This window comes from Bacillus sp. FSL W8-0920 (genome assembly GCF_038593215.1).
In the GTDB taxonomy this organism is placed as follows: domain Bacteria; phylum Bacillota; class Bacilli; order Bacillales; family Bacillaceae; genus Bacillus; species Bacillus pumilus.
Map to the genome: position 1 here is coordinate 2,431,563 of NZ_CP151974.1, position 18,507 is coordinate 2,450,069.

At 42.9% G+C, this 18,507-nt stretch carries 20 protein-coding genes and 1 other annotated feature; of the genes, 4 read left to right on the forward strand and 16 right to left on the reverse strand.

Annotation, left to right across the window (positions count from 1 at the left end; translation table 11 throughout):
* Positions 1 to 3: 3 nt before the first annotated feature.
* The 11 genes from NSS78_RS12335 to NSS78_RS12385 all read right to left on the reverse strand — a co-directional run bounded on the left by NSS78_RS12335 (position 4) and on the right by NSS78_RS12385 (position 11,333).
* A complete protein-coding gene (locus tag NSS78_RS12335) occupies positions 4 to 933 on the reverse strand; it encodes a peptidase U32 family protein (protein ID WP_212046157.1) in 930 nt (309 codons plus the stop codon).
* On the reverse strand, positions 930 to 1,595 hold the full coding sequence (locus tag NSS78_RS12340) for an O-methyltransferase (protein ID WP_003216230.1): 666 nt from the start codon (positions 1,593 to 1,595) through the stop codon (positions 930 to 932). The genes NSS78_RS12335 and NSS78_RS12340 overlap by 4 nt, the downstream gene beginning before the upstream one ends.
* Before the next feature lie 210 nt (positions 1,596 to 1,805).
* Positions 1,806 to 2,888, reverse strand: a complete 1,083-nt coding sequence (gene mltG, locus NSS78_RS12345; RefSeq protein WP_137054921.1) for an endolytic transglycosylase MltG — start codon at positions 2,886 to 2,888, stop codon at positions 1,806 to 1,808.
* 73 nt (positions 2,889 to 2,961) lie between these two features.
* On the reverse strand, positions 2,962 to 4,050 hold the full coding sequence (locus NSS78_RS12350) for an acetyl-CoA C-acyltransferase (protein WP_251190270.1): 1,089 nt from the start codon (positions 4,048 to 4,050) through the stop codon (positions 2,962 to 2,964).
* Positions 4,038 to 5,501 carry an acyl-CoA synthetase gene (locus tag NSS78_RS12355; RefSeq protein ID WP_284906818.1) on the reverse strand — a complete coding sequence of 488 codons (1,464 nt, stop codon included), beginning with the start codon at positions 5,499 to 5,501 and terminating at the stop codon, positions 4,038 to 4,040. The genes NSS78_RS12350 and NSS78_RS12355 overlap by 13 nt, the downstream gene beginning before the upstream one ends.
* Positions 5,498 to 6,064 (reverse strand): biotin transporter BioY, encoded by a 567-nt coding sequence (locus NSS78_RS12360; RefSeq protein WP_284906817.1) that lies wholly within the window; start codon positions 6,062 to 6,064, stop codon positions 5,498 to 5,500. Before NSS78_RS12360 ends, NSS78_RS12355 begins: the two co-directional genes overlap by 4 nt.
* A gap of 154 nt (positions 6,065 to 6,218) precedes the next feature.
* Positions 6,219 to 6,503, reverse strand: a complete 285-nt coding sequence (locus NSS78_RS12365) for a DUF1292 domain-containing protein (RefSeq protein ID WP_003216483.1) — start codon at positions 6,501 to 6,503, stop codon at positions 6,219 to 6,221.
* 15 nt (positions 6,504 to 6,518) lie between these two features.
* Complete coding sequence (gene ruvX / locus NSS78_RS12370; RefSeq protein ID WP_003216519.1) at positions 6,519 to 6,935, reverse strand: Holliday junction resolvase RuvX; 417 nt, start codon at positions 6,933 to 6,935, stop codon at positions 6,519 to 6,521.
* Between the two features lie 3 nt (positions 6,936 to 6,938).
* Positions 6,939 to 7,205: an IreB family regulatory phosphoprotein gene (locus NSS78_RS12375; RefSeq protein ID WP_034620648.1), complete on the reverse strand. Its 267-nt coding sequence runs from the start codon at positions 7,203 to 7,205 to the stop codon at positions 6,939 to 6,941.
* A gap of 89 nt (positions 7,206 to 7,294) precedes the next feature.
* The gene (gene alaS / locus NSS78_RS12380; protein ID WP_327839431.1) at positions 7,295 to 9,931 is read right to left on the reverse strand and encodes an alanine--tRNA ligase; all 2,637 of its coding nucleotides are present in this window, start codon (positions 9,929 to 9,931) and stop codon (positions 7,295 to 7,297) included.
* Positions 9,932 to 10,012: 81 nt separating this feature from the next.
* Positions 10,013 to 10,222 (reverse strand) — a binding site (T-box leader).
* A gap of 46 nt (positions 10,223 to 10,268) precedes the next feature.
* A complete protein-coding gene (locus NSS78_RS12385; RefSeq protein WP_327839432.1) occupies positions 10,269 to 11,333 on the reverse strand; it encodes an AI-2E family transporter in 1,065 nt (354 codons plus the stop codon).
* A gap of 167 nt (positions 11,334 to 11,500) precedes the next feature.
* Between NSS78_RS12385 and NSS78_RS12390 the strand changes: the two genes are divergently transcribed.
* The 4 genes from NSS78_RS12390 (at position 11,501) to NSS78_RS12405 (ending at position 14,452) form a co-directional block, all read left to right on the forward strand.
* Positions 11,501 to 12,229: an amino acid ABC transporter ATP-binding protein gene (locus NSS78_RS12390; RefSeq protein WP_327839433.1), complete on the forward strand. Its 729-nt coding sequence runs from the start codon at positions 11,501 to 11,503 to the stop codon at positions 12,227 to 12,229.
* A gap of 13 nt (positions 12,230 to 12,242) precedes the next feature.
* Positions 12,243 to 13,052, forward strand: a complete 810-nt coding sequence (locus NSS78_RS12395; RefSeq protein WP_327839434.1) for a transporter substrate-binding domain-containing protein — start codon at positions 12,243 to 12,245, stop codon at positions 13,050 to 13,052.
* 80 nt (positions 13,053 to 13,132) lie between these two features.
* Entirely contained in the window at positions 13,133 to 13,786 is a 654-nt protein-coding gene (locus tag NSS78_RS12400) for an amino acid ABC transporter permease (protein ID WP_310426390.1), read from the forward strand.
* Between the two features lie 15 nt (positions 13,787 to 13,801).
* Positions 13,802 to 14,452 carry an amino acid ABC transporter permease gene (locus tag NSS78_RS12405; RefSeq protein WP_003216394.1) on the forward strand — a complete coding sequence of 217 codons (651 nt, stop codon included), beginning with the start codon at positions 13,802 to 13,804 and terminating at the stop codon, positions 14,450 to 14,452.
* Positions 14,453 to 14,494: 42 nt separating this feature from the next.
* Here the strand turns inward: NSS78_RS12405 and NSS78_RS12410 are convergent, their stop codons facing one another.
* From NSS78_RS12410 to NSS78_RS12430, 5 genes are all read right to left on the reverse strand, one after another.
* Complete coding sequence (locus NSS78_RS12410) at positions 14,495 to 14,626, reverse strand: YrzQ family protein (protein WP_003216198.1); 132 nt, start codon at positions 14,624 to 14,626, stop codon at positions 14,495 to 14,497.
* Positions 14,627 to 14,646: 20 nt separating this feature from the next.
* Positions 14,647 to 14,838 carry a hypothetical protein gene (locus NSS78_RS12415; RefSeq protein ID WP_003216308.1) on the reverse strand — a complete coding sequence of 64 codons (192 nt, stop codon included), beginning with the start codon at positions 14,836 to 14,838 and terminating at the stop codon, positions 14,647 to 14,649.
* 13 nt (positions 14,839 to 14,851) lie between these two features.
* Positions 14,852 to 15,370 (reverse strand): hypothetical protein, encoded by a 519-nt coding sequence (locus NSS78_RS12420; RefSeq protein WP_003216813.1) that lies wholly within the window; start codon positions 15,368 to 15,370, stop codon positions 14,852 to 14,854.
* 75 nt (positions 15,371 to 15,445) lie between these two features.
* Positions 15,446 to 17,830 (reverse strand): ATP-dependent RecD-like DNA helicase, encoded by a 2,385-nt coding sequence (locus tag NSS78_RS12425; RefSeq protein ID WP_327839435.1) that lies wholly within the window; start codon positions 17,828 to 17,830, stop codon positions 15,446 to 15,448.
* A 19-nt stretch (positions 17,831 to 17,849) separates the two neighbouring features.
* A complete protein-coding gene (locus NSS78_RS12430; protein WP_003216571.1) occupies positions 17,850 to 18,503 on the reverse strand; it encodes a tetratricopeptide repeat protein in 654 nt (217 codons plus the stop codon).
* Positions 18,504 to 18,507 lie beyond the last annotated feature (4 nt).

The window sequence follows — 18,507 nt, forward strand, 5'->3', positions numbered from 1 at the left end:
ATATTAATAAACCGTTTCTTTAAAGAAGAACCCTGTATCAATTGAACGATTCACTGGCTGAATCTCTTCAATCCGCTTCACCCAGTCCTCTTTCTGATCTTCATACGCGTCTTTGTCAGTCGCTAATAAATCAATTGCTTTTCTATATAGAGACGTCACCTCTGTCATATAAGAAAGTGACTTTAAAATTCCGTCAATTTTAAATGAGTCAATGCCTGCATCAACAAATTCCTCTAATTCATCAATCATACACACATCATTTGGACTCATAATATGAGTGCCGTTTGCATCCTCGAAAATAGGGTATTTGTTTTGACGCTCTTGATCATGAAGGAATAGTCCTTCCTCCATATTTCTGCCTTCGACGTCCATTTGTTTGCCCTGATATTCAAAGTAGTTGCCAATGAGCGTACGTTTTGATTGGAACATACATGTCATGCCATGGACTTGAATTTCGATTTCCACCTCGGCATTTTCTTTGATGTCGATGACACTGTCCATATTCAGTTCTTTGGCAAGAACAGCACGCGTTGCACCTTTTCTGCCCCAGTAGTTACAAGTGTAATAGTTTGTCCCAGTCGTTTCTGTACTCCAGTGGAGATTCAGGCTTACCCCTGCTTCTTTGGCGGCCATGATCACAGCTGGGTCTCCAAAGACGACGCCGTCTACGTTTAATGCGTCGAGAAAGGTTAAGTAATCTCCAAGCAGCTGCACACGATCATTATGAAAAATCGCATTCATCGCCACATACACTTTTTTGTGCTGCGCATGTGCAAGCAGAGCCGTCTGTTTCACATCTTCTCTTGAAAACTCGCCTGCAAGACGAATACCGTATGTTTGTTCGCCTATTAAGAATGCATCAGCTCCCGCCTCGATTAATGGCAGTACATCTGACACCTTGCTTGGCGTCACAAGCAATTCTGGTTTTTTCATGATTGGTCACCTCTTTTTGTACTAATGGCGATCCCGTCTCCCACTGGAATAATGCACGTTTGGAAATCGGGGTTTGACATAAGCCATTGATTGTATCGATCAATTTTTCCAATTAATTGTTTTTTTCTTTTATCTTCTATTTCTTCTTCATAGTTCGTTGCCACTAAGCCTTTAAATAATACGTTGTCTGTAATAATCATTCCGTCATGAGCAAGCATCGGTTCAAACAGCTCAAAAAAACGTTTGTACTGCCCTTTTGCGGCATCAATAAAGATCACATCATAGGGCGCCATCGTTTGGACTGTTTTAGCCGATTCCATGGCATCACCAAAGAACACGTGTATTCTTTCTTTTAACTTTAATTCCTCAATGTTCCGTGTCGCTTCTTCATAGCGTTTCGCATTTCGCTCAATCGTAAAAATTTCAGCAGCTGGTAGAGCTGTCGCCATTCGAATGGCGGAGTAGCCTATCGCTGTCCCAACCTCAAGAATTTTCTTCGGCTTCTTCATCGACAGCAGCTGCAGTAAAAGTTCAATGCTCACCTTTTCCATAATTGGCACATGATGCTCTTTTGCATATGCCTCTAATTGAGCGATTGCATCAGGACTTGGGTGAATTAAATGTTCAATATAATCATTCATTTGATCATCTTCGATAGTCATTATTTGTCTAGCTCCTTCATGACCTGAAAAAGAAGAGTCCTGCCTGTTGCAGCTCTCTTTCTCGTCAATCTTTCGTTCATCTAAGTAAAACAACCCGATATATTTTACCACAAAGAAGTGGTAATTGCGAACCTATAAAATGGATATTCCAACGAAAAAAACTGCAGGCAATCTTGTATTGTCTACAGTCTTTTTCGATTCACATGTACATTAATTGCTGCCTGTGATGTATTTGGCTTTCGCTTTGTTGTGCTCATTTAACGTTTTTGTAAAGACGACTTCTCCATCTTTCTTCGCAAGGAAGTACACATAATCTGTTTTATCTGGATGCAGTGCGGCTTTCCATGAAGATTCGCCAGCATTTGCAATAGGTCCAGGCGGCAGTCCCTTGTTGTTATACGTATTATAAGGCGATTTCACCTTAAGGTCTTTGTAATAAACACGGGATTTATGCTCACCTAGTGCATAGAGAACGGTTGGATCGGTTTGAAGCGGCATGTCCTTTTTCAACCGGTTATAAAAAACACTGGAGATTTTTGCACGATCCGTCTTTTCCGTTGCTTCCATTTCAATCAGTGATGCCATCGTTAACACATCATGTATGGACATGTTTCTCTTTTTCATGTCTTTTTCATACGTTTTCACGTATTGATCTGTTTGTTTAATCATTGTTTCAATGATCGTTTCGAGTGATTCATCCTCACGATAAAATGGATACGTCGCAGGGAATAAATAACCTTCTAACGGATGTTTCACCTGTTTGCCATTTACCTGTGAAGTCACCGTTTTCGGATATTTTTTCATTAACGTTTGAATAAACGCTGGATCATCTAGCTTCGCTTCCACTTCCTTCGCTGAAAAATTCGTCTGGTTTGCAATAACTGCCGCAATATCAGACAGCTGTTTTCCTTCTGGAATCACAAGCTGAAAGGCGTAGTCTGTCCCTCCAGATGTCAGCTTTTGAATCAGCGTGTCTGCGTCCATCGTTTGTTTCAAATGAAAGTATCCTGCTTTAAAGCCGGACGCATTTTTGTATTTTGCATAATAAGTAAAAATCGTGTCATTCGAAATGAGCCCATTTTCTTTTAAAATGCCCGCAATCTCACGGACTGATGTCCCATTAGGAATATGAATATTAATCGTTTGTTTGCTTTTTTGATCGACCGGTCCAAGTGCTGATTTAACATATAAAAAGCCTGATAATGCTGCAATGATGATGACAGCAAGGACAGATAACAGGACGATCCCCATTTTCCTTTTGAAAAATGGTCGTTTCTTTTGTTCTGAAAACATGCATGGCCCTCCTCACATCTAGCTTTTATAGTACATGATTCGACGGAGTTCGGCAATTACTTGCTCATGCATGTCATGACAGAACTTGACATAATACGGCTAAACCAACGCCGCCACCGCTCCCAATAGCAGCCATGACATAGCTTCCATTCTGTAAGGTGCGCGCTTCATAAAATAGTCTCACCATCATCGCAGCGCCCGATGCGCTATATGGATGCCCAAGACAAAGTGCACCGCCTCTTTTATTGATTCGGTCATAAGGAATATCCAGCGTACGAGCAATCAGCGCTATTTTCAGAGCAAAAGCTTCATTGATTTCAAACAGTGCGACATCCTCTGCCTTGATTTTCTCTTGATCTAGAAGTTTCTTCATCGCATCAATCGGCGCAGCAGCTGGAAAATCGGGATGCATCGCCGCCACAGCACTTCCGGCATATCGCAGCATTGGCTGAAATCCATTCGCCTCCGCTAGCGCTCTTTCCATCACAACGACCGCTGCTGCACCATCTGCTTCTTTGCAGCTATTGGCGGCAGTCACAGATCCTTTTCCCGGTGAAAATATAGGCTTTGCCCGCTGGATCAGTTTCGCCATCGGTCTTATTTTCGCGGCCGCTTCATCTATGCTCAGTCCGTCAATCGAAACGATTTCTTCAGAATATGTACCACGTTTGATTGCGTCTATACTTCTTTCCCAGCTTAAAAGTGCATAGTCATCTTGTTCTTTTCTTGTGACGGAAAATCTAGAAGCCGTTAGCTCTGCTGCTTCTCCCATAGACGGATCTCCTATCCACTCCGGAGAAAAGCGTGCTCTTTCTTTCATTGGTGATCTGGATATGCTCTCAGTCCCGCCAGCGATATACATTGAGCCTTCCCCTGATCGAACCATGACGCAAGCTGTTCGGATTGCTTCTAGACCAGAGGCACACTGCCTATCAACCGTCATACCGGGCACTCCTAAAGAAAGCCCTGCTTCTAATGAGGACAGACGGGCCATATTTCCGCCGCCTCCTACAACATTTCCTAATATGATGTCGTCCGGTGTCATCCCTTTAGACAAATACTGAATAAGAGGCGCAGCTAATTGCTCTGGACGATAATCCTTCAGCATCCCGTTTTTATCACCGAAGGGTGTCCGTTTTGCTTGTACGATTACTGCTTGCATGACAATTGTTCCTCCGCCCACTTTTTCATGCTGGCACGTGCTATTTTTCCGCCGGATGTTTCAATTATTTGATCAATGACAAGCCATTTTTTAGGCACCTTGTAGGCCGCAAGTTTTTCTTTGACAGCTTGCCGAACCGTCTTTGTGTGCTGTCCTTGTTCAATAATGGCAACAGGAATTTCACCCCAATATGGGTCAGGAACGCCAACTACAACCGATCGCTTCACCTCTGGCTGTTCATTTAGCACACGCTCAATTTCCTCTGGAAAAATATTCAGCCCTCCATAGACGATCATGCCATTTTCACGGCCGCTCATATACAAATAGCCGTCTTCATCCAGCCAGCCCATATCATAAACGGTTATCCACTCTTCCGGCGGTTTCACCTCATGTAAGTAGCCTGCAAAAGACATCGGGCTCTTCACATAAATTCTTCCTGTCTCATTTGGCTGGCAGACAGTTTGATCAGCTCGCCTCACTTCAATTTGAATGGGAGAGAAAGGCCGTCCGACAGAAGAAGGCTTTTGTAGAAAGTCATTTGAAGATAAGTAGGAAACAAAGCTTAGCTCTGATGTGCCGTAAAAATCAAAAAATGTCACATGCGGATAGTTGGTCACGAGTTGTTTCTTTGAAGGAATGCCCCAATCTGCTCCAGATGATATGACAAGAAGCGAATTGTCTCTCGCAAAAGCGTCTATTTCCAGCAACGATTCTGTCATTGTCGGGACAGTATACATCACAGTAATGTCTCCTGTCTGTAAGGTTTTTTTCGCTTTCACTGGCGTAAATTTTTCTAAAAGCGTCACTGTGCCGCCAAAGTATAATGTACTGATGGCACCATATAAAAAGTGAGAGGATAAGAGTGTACCTGCTATCAGAACATGATCTTGATGAGTGATTCCAAATGTACCGGCTGTCGTTCGAAAGCTTTCGATCCATGACTGCTGACGCCTGATAAAGGCCTTAGGCGAACCCGTTGATCCTGACGTAAATCCCATATAAAAGATAGGGTCGATCTCGCTGTCGCATTTGTTAAATGGACCTTGTGTGATGAGGCTCATTTTTTCCTTCCATTCAGATAAAGAAAGAACCTGCATGTCTTCGCTGTACTTTTCAAATCTATTTAAATATCGATCCTCGATAATGACGAGAGCTGCCTCACTTAACAAAAGCTTTTCTACACATTCTTCATGGCTCCATCTCGGATCAAGCGGGATAGCTGTCCACCCTGCATAAGCAGCGCCAGCAAATATTTGGAGAAAAGAAGCACCATTTGATAATAAAAAAGCGACTCTTTTTTGCTCATGAGCCGTTTGTTGTAACCATTGCGCTGATAGCCGGACACGCTCATACCAATCTTGATAAGTGATCCTTTCTTGTCCATCAATCATGGCGATATGATCTGGGTTCATTTCTGCATGTGATGCATAGCATTCCGTTATTCTATTCAAACTGCACGCCTCCCTTTACGCACATCCCTTTTTCGATATGACATGGCCGAAATGATTTTCACCGTGAGAACGGCACATATGCCCGCTTTGATGAAATCACCTGGAATATAAATCAGACTAAGAAGAGCTGCCTGAGTGACCTTGATATCCATCATCATCGCTTGAAAAGGAATGCCGCATACATACAAAATTCCGATACTGCATACCGCATAGATCATAAAAAGACGCAGAGCGGTCACTTTTTTTAGTCGGTTGATCCACAAACTAATCATGAGGGCAGCTACTGGATAGGCAAGTAAAAATCCACCGCTTGGACCAAAAAAGACCCCTATTCCGCCTCTCCCACCTGACAAAAGAGGTGCGCCTGCTGCCACAACCAAAAGAAACAGAAGTAAACTGATCAGTGCATGTTTTGGCTTTAACAGACCCCCAGCAAGCAAAAGACCTGCCGTTTGCAATGTGATGGGTACAGGTGTAAACGTAAGTAAAATCGGCGGGATCAATCCTAACATCCCTATAACCGCAGTCATTAGCGCCATTTGCATCATGTCTTGGATTTTCAATATTCATACCCCTCACTCAATTCATTGTTAAAAATAGAGTAAAAGGTACGACTTATTATGTCAACAAAAAATAAAATAAAGTTAACATATTGATCGTAAAAAAAGACCTGTGAAGAAAGATCACTAAGATCCGTTCACAGGCCTTTTATTCGTTCTATTCTTCGTCTTCTTCTTGATCTAAGAACGTATTTAACGTTTCTTCAATCATGTCCCACTCTTCATCCGTTTCAATAGGCTCTAGCTCGCCATCTTCACCGTTTTCGTTCGGCGTGAAGCTTGATGCATGAATTTCAATTTCTTCATTGTCTTGCTCAGAAATTGGGTAGTAAAGAACATATGATTTGTTAAAATGGTCGCTTTCAAAAGTAAATAGTACTTCGCAAAGCTGTTCATTTCCATTATCATCAACGATTGTAATTTGCTTTTCTCCGTGTTCCATTTGATTCACCTCATTTTAATTTAAGCTGTCTAAGTACCCTTGCAGGATCATAACAGCCGCCATTTTATCAATGACTTTTTTACGCTTTTGTCTGCTCACATCTGCAGAGATGAGCATTTTTTCCGCTGCCATTGTCGACAGGCGCTCGTCCCAAAGCACAACAGGAACATTGTACGTGTTTTCTAACACTTTCGCAAATGATTGGCTGGCTTCGCCTCTAGGACCGACCGTACCGTTCATATTTTTTGGAAAACCAAGTACAATTTTATCCGTTCCATATTGCGAGACGATTTCGGACAGGCGGCTGAGACCGAAGTCTCCGCCTGCTTCATCAATTTTAATTGTTTCAATCCCTTGCGCTGTCCAGCCCATTTCATCACTGATCGCAACACCAAGGGTTTTCGTGCCTAAATCTAAGCCTAAAATTCTCATGTTTTACGCCTCTTTATGTGTCTCTAAGTACGATTTAACCAATTCCTCAATTAATTCGTCTCGTTCTAGTTTACGAATTAGGTTGCGAGCATCCTGATGTCTTGGAATATAAGCAGGGTCGCCTGACAGCAAGTATCCGACAATTTGATTGATCGGGTTGTATCCTTTTTCTTGGAGTGCGTCATGTACTTTAATGAGCACTTCATTCACATTGGTTTCAGCTGAATCATCAGAGAAGTTAAACTTCATTGTCTTATCAAATGAACTCACTGCTTCTTGCACCTCTCTTCCAACATTCTACTAGCAAGCTTTTTTCTAACCGCTCATCTAATACCATTATTCTACACTACATCGCCTGATTATAAAACGGATTTGACAGATTCTTCGACAATTGCCAGTGCTTCTTCTAGCTTTTCCGGTTGTTTTCCGCCTGCTTGTGCCATGTCTGGGCGTCCGCCTCCGCCTCCGCCGCAGATTTCAGCTGCCTGTTTCACAAGTTTCCCTGCATGCAGACCTTTTTCGATGACGTCTTTTGTCACTCCTGCTGAAATGTTTACTTTTCCGTTTTGAACGGCTCCGAGCACAATGACAGCTGATCCTAATTTGGCTTTTAAGTCATCAACCATTGTTCTTAAATGGTTCATGTCTTTCGCGTTTACTTTTTCAGTTAACACTTTTACTCCGCCGATTTCTGTCACTTTCTCTAAAATAGAGCCTGCTTCAGCCTGGCTTAATTTTGCAAGAAGAGATTCGTTTTCTCTTTGAACCTCTTTTAAATCTGCCTGCAATGAAGCGATACGTTTTGGTACATCCTTCGTATTTGACTTCAGCTCACTCGCTGCCTGCTCTAAAATCGTCAGCTGGTCATTTAATTCTTCGTATGCTCCTTTACCAGTCACCGCCTCAATCCGGCGTGTTCCAGCACCAATACCCGATTCAGATGCAATTTTAAACAACCCGATTTCCGCAGTATTTTGCACATGACAGCCGCCGCATAGCTCGATGCTGTAATCGCCTACTTGGACAACTCGGACAATATCACCATACTTCTCGCCAAAGAGCGCCATTGCACCCATTTCTTTTGCATCAGCAATCGGCTTCAGGTCAATAGCAACAGAGATGCCTTCCCAGATCTTTTCGTTCACGATTTTTTCAATCTGTGACAATTCTTCTTTTGTGACTTGTCCAAAGTGAGAGAAGTCAAAGCGAAGTCTATTTTCATTCACCAATGATCCTGCCTGGTTCACGTGGCTGCCCAAAACGTCTTTTAGCGCCTGATGCAAAAGATGTGTCGCTGTATGGTTTTTCACAATGCCTTTTCGAAGAGCTGATTCCACTTCCGCAGTGACTTCAAGTCCTTTTTTGGCTGTACCGCTTACGACTACTCCTTCATGAACATGCTGACCATTTGGCGCCTTTTTCACATCTTTGATGTCAATGTTCACTTCAGCGCTTTTCAATGTCCCTTTATCAGCCACTTGTCCGCCGCTTTCCGCATAGAAAGGTGTTTCATCTAACAAAATTTGTACTATATCGCCTTCATGTGCTTCTGTAACAATTTCACCATTTTGAAGCAATTCGACAATATGGGCATCTGCCGTTAGATTTTCGTAGCCAACAAATGTGCTTTCTACTTTAATATCTCCTAAAGCGCCACCTTGAACCTGCATACTGCCGACATCTTGTCTCGCATTTCTAGCACGTTCACGCTGCTTCTCCATCTCAGCCTGAAAGCCTTCTCGATCCACTGTCATGTTCTCATCTTCTGCGTATTCTTCTGTGAGCTCGACAGGGAATCCATACGTGTCATACAGCTTAAATACATCTTCACCTGAAATCTGCGTGCTGCCTTTGTCTCTTTCTTTTTTGATGACTTCTGACAAAATAGCTAAGCCTTCGTTCAGTGTTTCATGGAAGCGTTCTTCTTCATTCTTGATGACTTTCGCAATAAATTCTTCTTTCGCTTGTACATCTGGGTAGAAATCCTTCATGATTTCCGCCACAACTGGAACTAGGTCAAACATAAACGGGCGATGGATGTGAATGGTTTTTGCATAACGCACTGCACGGCGAAGCAAACGTCTTAACACATACCCGCGGCCTTCATTGGAAGGAAGCGCTCCATCACTTACAGCAAAGGCAACCGTTCGGATGTGGTCCGCAATGACTTTGAATGCTGTATCCTTTTCATTTGTCTCGCCATAGCTTTCTCCAGAAATGGTCTCAACTGCACGAATAATTGGCATGAATAGATCTGTATCAAAATTCGTTGGCACGTTTTGAATGACAGATACCATTCGTTCAAGACCCATCCCTGTATCAATGTTTTTCTTCGGCAGCGGCGTGTATGACCCATCTGGATTATGGTTAAATTCAGAGAACACTAGGTTCCACACTTCTAGATAACGCTCATTTTCTCCACCAGGATATAATTCTGGATCGTTCATGTCGTCACCGTACGATTCACCACGGTCATAGAAAATTTCTGTATTCGGTCCACTTGGGCCCTCGCCAATATCCCAGAAGTTGCCTTCAAGGCGAATAATACGTTCTTCAGGTACACCGATTTTATCTCTCCATAGAACATACGCTTCTTCGTCCTCTGGATGGACAGTGACAGATAACAAATTCGGGTCAAAACCAATCCACTCGTCACTTGTGAGGAATTCCCACGCCCATTCGATCGCTTCTTCTTTAAAATAATCACCAATAGAGAAGTTGCCGAGCATTTCAAAGAACGTATGATGGCGTGCCGTTTTTCCTACGTTTTCAATATCATTTGTACGAATCGATTTTTGCGCGTTGCAAATACGCGGATTTTCAGGTACGACGCGGCCATCAAAGTATTTCTTTAATGTTGCCACGCCGCTGTTGATCCACAAAAGTGTCGGATCATCATGCGGTACGAGTGATGCACTCGGTTCTACAGCATGTCCTTTTTCTTTAAAAAAGTCTAAAAACATTTGGCGTACTTGAGCTGAAGTTAAAGTTTTCATTCAAAAAATCCTCCCTTATCATTCATCAATCTCCACACAAACGAAAAAACATCCCGCCCTATGCAAGCACAAAACGACTTACACAGGGACGAGATGCTCTCGCGGTACCACCCTGATTATAGACCTATTCCGTCTATCACCTTCACATCCGATAACGCCGGAAGAGAGCGGCAGTGTTTATCTGCACTCGGGACTAGCTTCCGTTAAAGGTCTGATAAGGCTTTTCTCAGCAAAATAAAGCCTCTCTCTGCAACAGCTTTTTAACGTACTCGGGTCCGTCATTGAATTCAGTATGTAGTATGAATCGAAATTATTATAGACAACTCGGCTTCTCTTGTCAATAAACGCTTCGTCTCATGAGGATATATTGCACAATGATCACTCTGATGATAGCGGCAGTTGGTACGGCTAAAATCATGCCTATTAAACCAAATAACTCTCCTCCTGCTAGCAAGACAAGCATAATGACGACAGGATGCATATGAAGACTTCTTCCTACGATGATCGGGCTAAGGACGTTGCTTTCTAAAAATTGCAGCACCGCTACTGTAATCAGCACAATCATAACCGATTTAACCGAGATGGTAAACGCAATAAAGACAGCGGGAACCGCACCGATAATCGGTCCAAAATACGGAATGACATTCGTTGCGCCAATCAGCATACCTAGGACAAGCGGATACGGGATATGAAACAGCCAAAGCACAATGGCTGCTGCACCTCCAATTAATGAACAGACAAGCAGCTGCCCTCTAATATAATTACCAAGCGATTCATCAACTGCCTTCACAAACGCATGTCCCCTCTTCCGAAATGATGGCGGCGTCAAATACCATGCAGTCCGCTTCATCGTATTCATGTCCTTCACCATATAAAAAACAAGAAAAGGAATGAGCGCTGCAACTAATGCGTAATCAAGTAATACTTTACAGCTAAGAATCATTCGCTCCGCGCCGTTAGCTGCATATGTCTCCGATTGAACAATTAAGCGATCCAAGCGGTCGTGAAGTCCGTCGGGCCAATGGTTTGTATGATGATGAATATGTGATAAAGCGCCATTATACGTTTCCGCAAGTACAGGAATTTGTTCTGACAGCTCATTTAACTGCTTGATCATGACAGGCGCTCCTTTATAAACCGCAAGCCCAATCCCGCCAAAAAACAGTACATAAATCAATAAGAGACTAACAGTCCTTGGCAAGCCCCCCGCGTGCAATTTTTCCACTATCGGATAAAGCAGATAAGAAATAAAAATGGCAATGAGCAGCGGAATTAGAACCGCCTTTAACAACAAAAAAATAGGCATCCATAACTCGTCGAGCTGCAGTAAAATGAGCAAGGATGCAAGGACAAGCAGGACCCCTGCGGCATATATCAGAAATTGGACCGGACGTTTCTTCACCTTTTTCACCTCTTTTCTTATTGTTTATCCATCTTCTGTAATTATCCATGTAAATAAAATTTGTCCTAACTTTGTTAAAAATGAATACACATGAAACATACAGCTCCATCCAAAGTCACTAAAATGTCTACACTGAATATTCCATCATGTACAAGAGGAGGTTCTTCATGATCACATTCGAAGAAGTCAACAAGCATTATGGCCAGTTCCATGTACTGAAAGACATTAACCTACATATTCAAAAAGGTGAGGTTGTCGTGATCATCGGTCCTTCAGGATCAGGTAAAAGCACGATGCTCAGATGCATCAATTGTCTTGAAAGCATTGATGAGGGAAAGGTACTCGTCAATGAAGTGCCTGTTCAGCATCCGAAGACCAACATCAATCTTGTCAGGCAAAATATTGGGATGGTGTTTCAGCATTTTCACCTCTACCCGCATAAGACGGTGCTTGAAAACATTATGCTTGCCCCAATGAAGGTGAAAAAGGTGAGCAAGGAAGAAGCGAGGGAAACAGCCGAATTTTATTTACATAAAGTTGGCATTCCTGATAAAGCTGACGCCTACCCTTCAAGACTCTCAGGCGGACAGCAGCAGCGTGTTGCGATTGCAAGAGGGCTTGCGATGAAGCCAGAGGTCATGCTGTTCGACGAACCGACATCGGCTCTTGACCCAGAGATGATCGGAGAGGTACTAGATGTGATGAAGCAGCTCGCCCGAGAAGGAATGACCATGGTTGTCGTCACACATGAGATGGGATTTGCCCGAGAGGTCGCCGACCGTATTGTCTTTATTGATGAAGGCAGAGTTCTTGAAGAGTCAACACCGGCTGCATTTTATGAGAAACCGCGTGAGAAACGCGCTCAGCTCTTTTTAAGCCGTATTTTAAATCACTAGGGGGAATGATTTGATGAAAAAAATGAAACGCTTTGGCCTACTACTCTTTATGACTTGCTGTATTGCTGCATTGGCTGCTTGCGGATCTGCTGAAAAAGGCTCGACTGATGCAAAAAAAGGAAGCTCTTTAGAAGCCATTCAAAAAGACAAAAAAATCATATTCGGGGTCAAGAATGATACACGTCTCTTCGGTCTAAAAAATCCTAGCAACGGAGATATCGAAGGGTTTGATATCGATATTGCAAAAGCCATCGCAAAGGAAATGCTCGGCGATGAAGGAAAAGCAGAATTCAAAGAAGTGACATCAAAAACGAGAATTCCTCTACTGCAAAAAGGAGATATTCATGCGATCGTCGCAACTATGACGATTACCGAAGAGCGTAAAAAAGAAGTCAATTTCTCAGATGTTTACTTTGAAGCAGGACAATCATTGCTTGTGAAAAAAGGAAGCGACATTCAATCGATTGATGATCTTAGAAAAGGAACGAAAGTGCTTGCAGTGAAAGGATCTACTTCTTCTCAAAATATCCGCGAAAAAGCACCTGAAGCATCTGTATTAGAATTTGAGAACTATCAGGAGGCTTTTACAGCTTTAAAATCAAACCAAGGGCAAGTGCTGACAACTGATAATGCGATCTTATTTGGTATGGCAGATGAGGATTCAAATTACGAAGTCGTCGGCGGCACCTTTACAGATGAGCCTTATGGTATTGCTGTGAAAAAAGGTGATCAGAAATTAACAGCTGCGATCAATAAAGCCCTAAAAACCTTAAAAGACAATGGAGAGTATGACAAGATTCATCAAAAATGGATCAAAGAATGACCGTTTGACGTGTGAAGAATGATTCTCTCAGGGTGAGCCGCTCATTGGCTCACCTGTTGATCAGGAAGGAAGTGAACTGATTGCTACGGTTTTCCATTCTTATTGAAAATTTTCAGCTTTATATAGAAGGCTTTAAATATACCATTGGTGCAAGTGTCATTGCTTTGATTGGAAGCTTTTTGATCGGTACACTCATTGCCATTATGAGAATTGCGCCACTTAGGCCGCTCAACTGGTTAGGAACGGCTTACGTGGAGTTTGTTCGGAATATTCCGTTATTATTGATTACATTTGTCTTCTTCTTTGGATTACCCGTGCTTGGCATTGTAGCAGATGGCTTCACCGCTGGCACAATTGCCCTTGCCATTTATACCTCTGCCTTTATTGCTGAAGCCATTCGCGCAGGGATACAAGCTGTACCGCTTGGACAAATGGAAGCAGCGCGTGCTTCAGGTCTATCCTATGGCGGGACGATGCGGTATATCATTCTGCCGCAAGCGATTAAAATTGTCATTCCCCCTCTTGGGAATCAATTTATTAATCTTGTCAAAAACTCCTCTATTTTAGGTGTCATTGCAGGGTTTGATCTCATGTATCAAGGAGACCTCATCGCTTCTAGAACATTTGTGACATTTGATGTCTACATCTTTGTTGCCATGTTCTATCTACTATTAACGATTCCGCTCAGTTTAGGCGTTGGTTATTTAGAAAAAAGATTAGCAAGAAGCCACTAGAAAGGAGGAAACATCATGGATTTTCTAGGTGCCTACCAGCCTGATCATCTCGCCTTTTTACTTGAAGGATTTGCTGTCACCTTAAAAGTGGCTTTTATCTCCATCATTTTGAGCTTTCTCATTGGATTAGTCATTGGCACATTGCGGTTCGCTCAGATTCCGGTTTTATCAAAGATACTTGCAGTCGTCGTCGAAACCATTCGAAACCTGCCGCTCTTATTGATCATCTTTTTCACATATTTTGCACTGCCCGAAATCGGCATTAAGCTGAGCATTACAGCCTCGGCTATTGCAGCTTTAACCGTATTTGAATCAGCGATGCTGTCAGAAATTATTCGAAGCGGTTTAAAATCAATTGATAAGGGGCAGATCGAAGCAGCTAGGTCTTCTGGTTTAACCTATATCCAAACGTTAAAAATGATTATTATGCCGCAGGCTTTACGCCGTATGGTACCGCCAATTGTTAGTCAGTTCATCTCTCTTTTAAAAGATACGTCACTAGCTGTTGTCATTGCCCTTCCAGAGCTATTGCATCACGCTCAAATATTAAACGGTCAGAGCCAATCTTACTTACTGCCCATTTTCCTATTAGCAGCGATGATGTATTTTGTCGTCAATTTCAGCTTATCATTACTCGCGCGCCGATTAGAATATAGGCAGGCATAAAAAAGGACATCCGCTTTTGGCTTTTGGCGGATGTCTTTTTGTTTACATCATTCTCATAACGCGTTTTCTTAGCTTTTTCATATCCCGCTTTGATGGCATATCATATCGGCTTGCAAAGTGATATGCGAGTGCACCTGCACCAAGCGTTAATAGTGAAGAAGTCATTTTGCCCATTCGAAATTCCCCCTTAACACTTATAGTTGAATTGAACGTTCATCATCACTAAACAGATCATCTAAGCTGCTTAGTGTTCCGTCTTCTTCCACTTGGTGTGTAGATATTTTGCCTTTTGACAGCGTCAATTCAATAAAACAGCCCCAGCAATAATATTGATTGACCCCAATTTTTCCGATGTCTTTACATTTGCAATTTGGGCAAATGAGCATAATCAGCACCTCTTTACGTTCGGTTTAGAACAAGTGCTTCCTTTTGAACGTTGATCAAGGTTCCGGCAGCCTGAAGCTGTTTTCGAATCCCTGATAGCTCTGTAAAGAAGCCGTCCGAGAGTTCATATGCTACGATTGTGCCCGAATTTGTGCAAAAGTATACATCTTCCAAAATGCCTAAATTTTCACCATCAGGCGACTGCATCATTTTCTTTTTCAATTTCGAAAATAAGAAGGATGGGGCGGAGGAATCCATGCCTATTCCCTCCTGGCAGCTCACATATAAGCCTTTGTCTGTCAGCTGATCCCCAGCCGAGAATGGAACGAGTGCACAGTCTTTCTTTTTCCCATCTAACACATATCCTCCGCAGCTGCCTCCGGCTAATAAGCAAATATCTTTTATCGAACCAAGTGAATGAGACGTTTCACCTGTATAGATTGACATTCCTTCAAGCTCTCGACATGTTCTCAAAATGTGCTCAACCACCTTTTGCGGAACAGTCTTATCGTGTGCGTTTACTGCAAGACTCATACGAAGAAATGGCTTCCATGAACGAAATATGAGGATTTCTTTTCATGCTAAAAAAGGCTCCCATCTGGAAGCCTTTTATTCATGCATAAAATCAAATGGAGTGATTCCCTCCATACCGATATTTGCATCATGCACGCTAAACGGCAGTTCTTTTTGAAGTGCTGCAAGCTCCGCATCCATAACCTCTTCGGTTTGCACGAGCCGCATCGTTAAGGACGTTTGTCTGAGCGAATCCTCATTGTTTTTCACGCCCCACTCCAGTGCTGATTCCTCGCCGCACAGAATTAAAAACTTTTTACTTCGTGTAATGGCTGTGTACAGCAGATTTCGCCGAAGCATTCTATAGTAGCTTCTCACGACTGGAAGCACAACGATGGGGAATTCACTGCCTTGTGATTTGTGGATGGAGCAGCAATAGGCATGTGTAAATTGATGAAAATCCTTTTTTGTAAAGGTAATTTCATTCCCATCAAAGGAGATCACAGCCATGTCTTCTTTTTCCGTGTTTTCTTTCGCATAAAAAATCGAGACAATTTCGCCAATATCACCGTTAAAAATATTGTTCTCCGGCTGATTCACAAGCTGAAGCACTTTATCACCGGTCCGGTACACCACATCACCAAACGGGATTTCTCTGCCTTTTGGTTTTTTAGGATTTAAAATGTGCTGCAGCATTTTATTGAGCTCATTAATGCCTGCTTTTCCTCTATACATGGGCGCAAGCACTTGAATGTCTTTAGCTGAATAGCCTTTTTGAGCAGCATTGCTGACGACTTTCTCAATCACTTCTTTCATTTGATCAACTGAGCATTTTATGAAAGATCGATCCTTTGAACGTGCGGTAATATCCTTTGGCAGGACGCCATTTTTCATATCATGTGCAAGCTCAACAATGCTGGAGCCGTCTGCCTGACGGTAAATATCTGTCAGGGTAACAGCTGGCACAGCTTGTGATGCAAGCAAGTCTCTTAACACTTGGCCTGGTCCGACAGACGGAAGCTGATGTTCATCCCCCACCATGATCACTTGGATATGATCAGGAATGGCCTTAAACAAGTGATTCGCAAGCCAAATATCTAGCATGCTTGATTCATCAATAATGACAAGCTTTCCTTCAATCGGCTGTTCTTCATCATGCGAGAATCCCTCTGACCCATTCCAACCAAGCAGCCGGTGAATCGTCACAGCTGGAAGCCCTGTTGATTCTGTCATTCGTTTAGCTGCTCGTCCAGTTGGCGCCGCAAGCACAAATGGAAAGGATTCATCTTTTTTGTAATCACTCGGATCAAGAGATACACCGTGAAGATCGCTGTAAAGCTCAACAATCCCTTTAATGACTGTTGTCTTCCCAGTCCCAGGTCCGCCTGTTAAAAGCAGCATTGGGGACATGAGCGCCTTTTGAATCGCTTCTTTTTGTGTCGGTGCATACTGGACGCCCAGCCGTTCCTCTAGCTCACCAAGGGCTAGAAGGAATTCTGATTCAGGGAATTGGTCTGCATATTCCGTTTGGGAGACGATTTTTTGTATACGTTTGGCGACACTTTGCTCGGCATAAAATAAGGACGGATGATAGCAGCGCTCATCTTCAATGATCATCTCTTTCCCTTCGCCAAGTGCAATGATCTGATTGGCGACGTCCATTTCCGTCACTTTGTACTCATTGCCTGTCTGATTGAGCAGTTTTCGGGTTTCGACGATCAAATCCTTTGTTTGTATGTACGTATGACCGTCCTGAAGGCTGACTGTCTCCACTGTATAAAGCAAGGCTGCACGGATTCGCTCTGGGTCATTTCCTGAGATACCGGTTCTAGCGCCAAGCTCATCCGCCTTAATAAATCCGATTCCTTCGACATCCTTGACGAGCTGATAAGGGTTTTCTTCAATCTTCTGCAGCGTCTCACTCTCGTACACTTGGTATATCTTCATGCTGAGCTGCGGACCAAAGCCGTATTGATTCAGGCTGATCATAATTTGTTCCAATCCTTGATGCTCCTGGAGCGCTGCGGCCAGCTTATCTGCCTTCTTTTTTGATAAGCGCGGAACGTCATACAAAACCGCTGGGTCACGCATTATTTTATGAAGCGTCTGACTGCCAAGCTGCCCTACAATTTCTTCCGCCGTCTTTTTGCCTATCCCCTCAAATAAATCACTTGAAAGATAATGGATGATTCCTTGCTTTGTTGTCGGTACTTCCTTTTGAAAATGAGTTGCCTGAAACTGTTCACCAAATTTCGGGTGGCTTGTGACTTTGCCATAGAAGGTGTAAGTTTCTTCCTCATGAAGTGCTGGGAAGTAGCCTGTGACAGATGCTGTTTTTTCCTCTAAGTTTTCCGATGTTTCAATGACTTTCACCTTTAACACCGAGTATAAATTACTTTCATTATGGAAAATAACGGCTTGAACTGTCCCCTTTAAAAATGGTTCGTCCTCAAGCTTCATTTGATCTGGATGTTCCTGCACAGGTCTTCCCTCCTTCCGTCTATTCTGCCTCTTGAATTAGCTTTTGCGCATGTAGTGCCAGCATATGGTCAGGCTGCACGTCAATCGCTTTTCCTAGCATCTCAAGTGCTTCGTCTTTTTTCTCTAAGTATGCATACGCAACCCCTAAATTATAAAAGGCATCTGCATGCTGCGGATCACGCGCGATCACCTCGGTAAAGGTCGTCACCGCTTCTTCCAGCAATTGTTCATTGGCTAAGCACATGCCAAATTGGAACCTTGCTTCATTATCATCTTCATTCAGTTCGATGGCACGCTGAAGATAAGGCATCGCAAGCTTCGGCTGCTCTAATTTGATGAGCGTTTGCCCCAGCATATAAAATAAATCACTATTTTCCATCCCAGCTTGAAGTGCTTGTTCAAAATAGTCTTTTGCTTTCATAAAGTCTTCTTTTAATGTGTATACATTTCCTGCCCCGTAATAGGCTGCAGCTGCGGCGTGATCAAGTTCTATTGCTTTTTGAAAGAAGTTTAACGCACGTTCAAATTCATTGATGCTTGAAAGCAAGTTCGCAAAGTTAATATATGGAACCGGGTCTTTCGGGCTTTCTTCAATGGCTTTCGTAAAAGCTTCTGCTGCTTTTTCGATGTTCCCTTGATTTAAGGCTTCTATGCCGATTTCGTTATGATTCATTCGC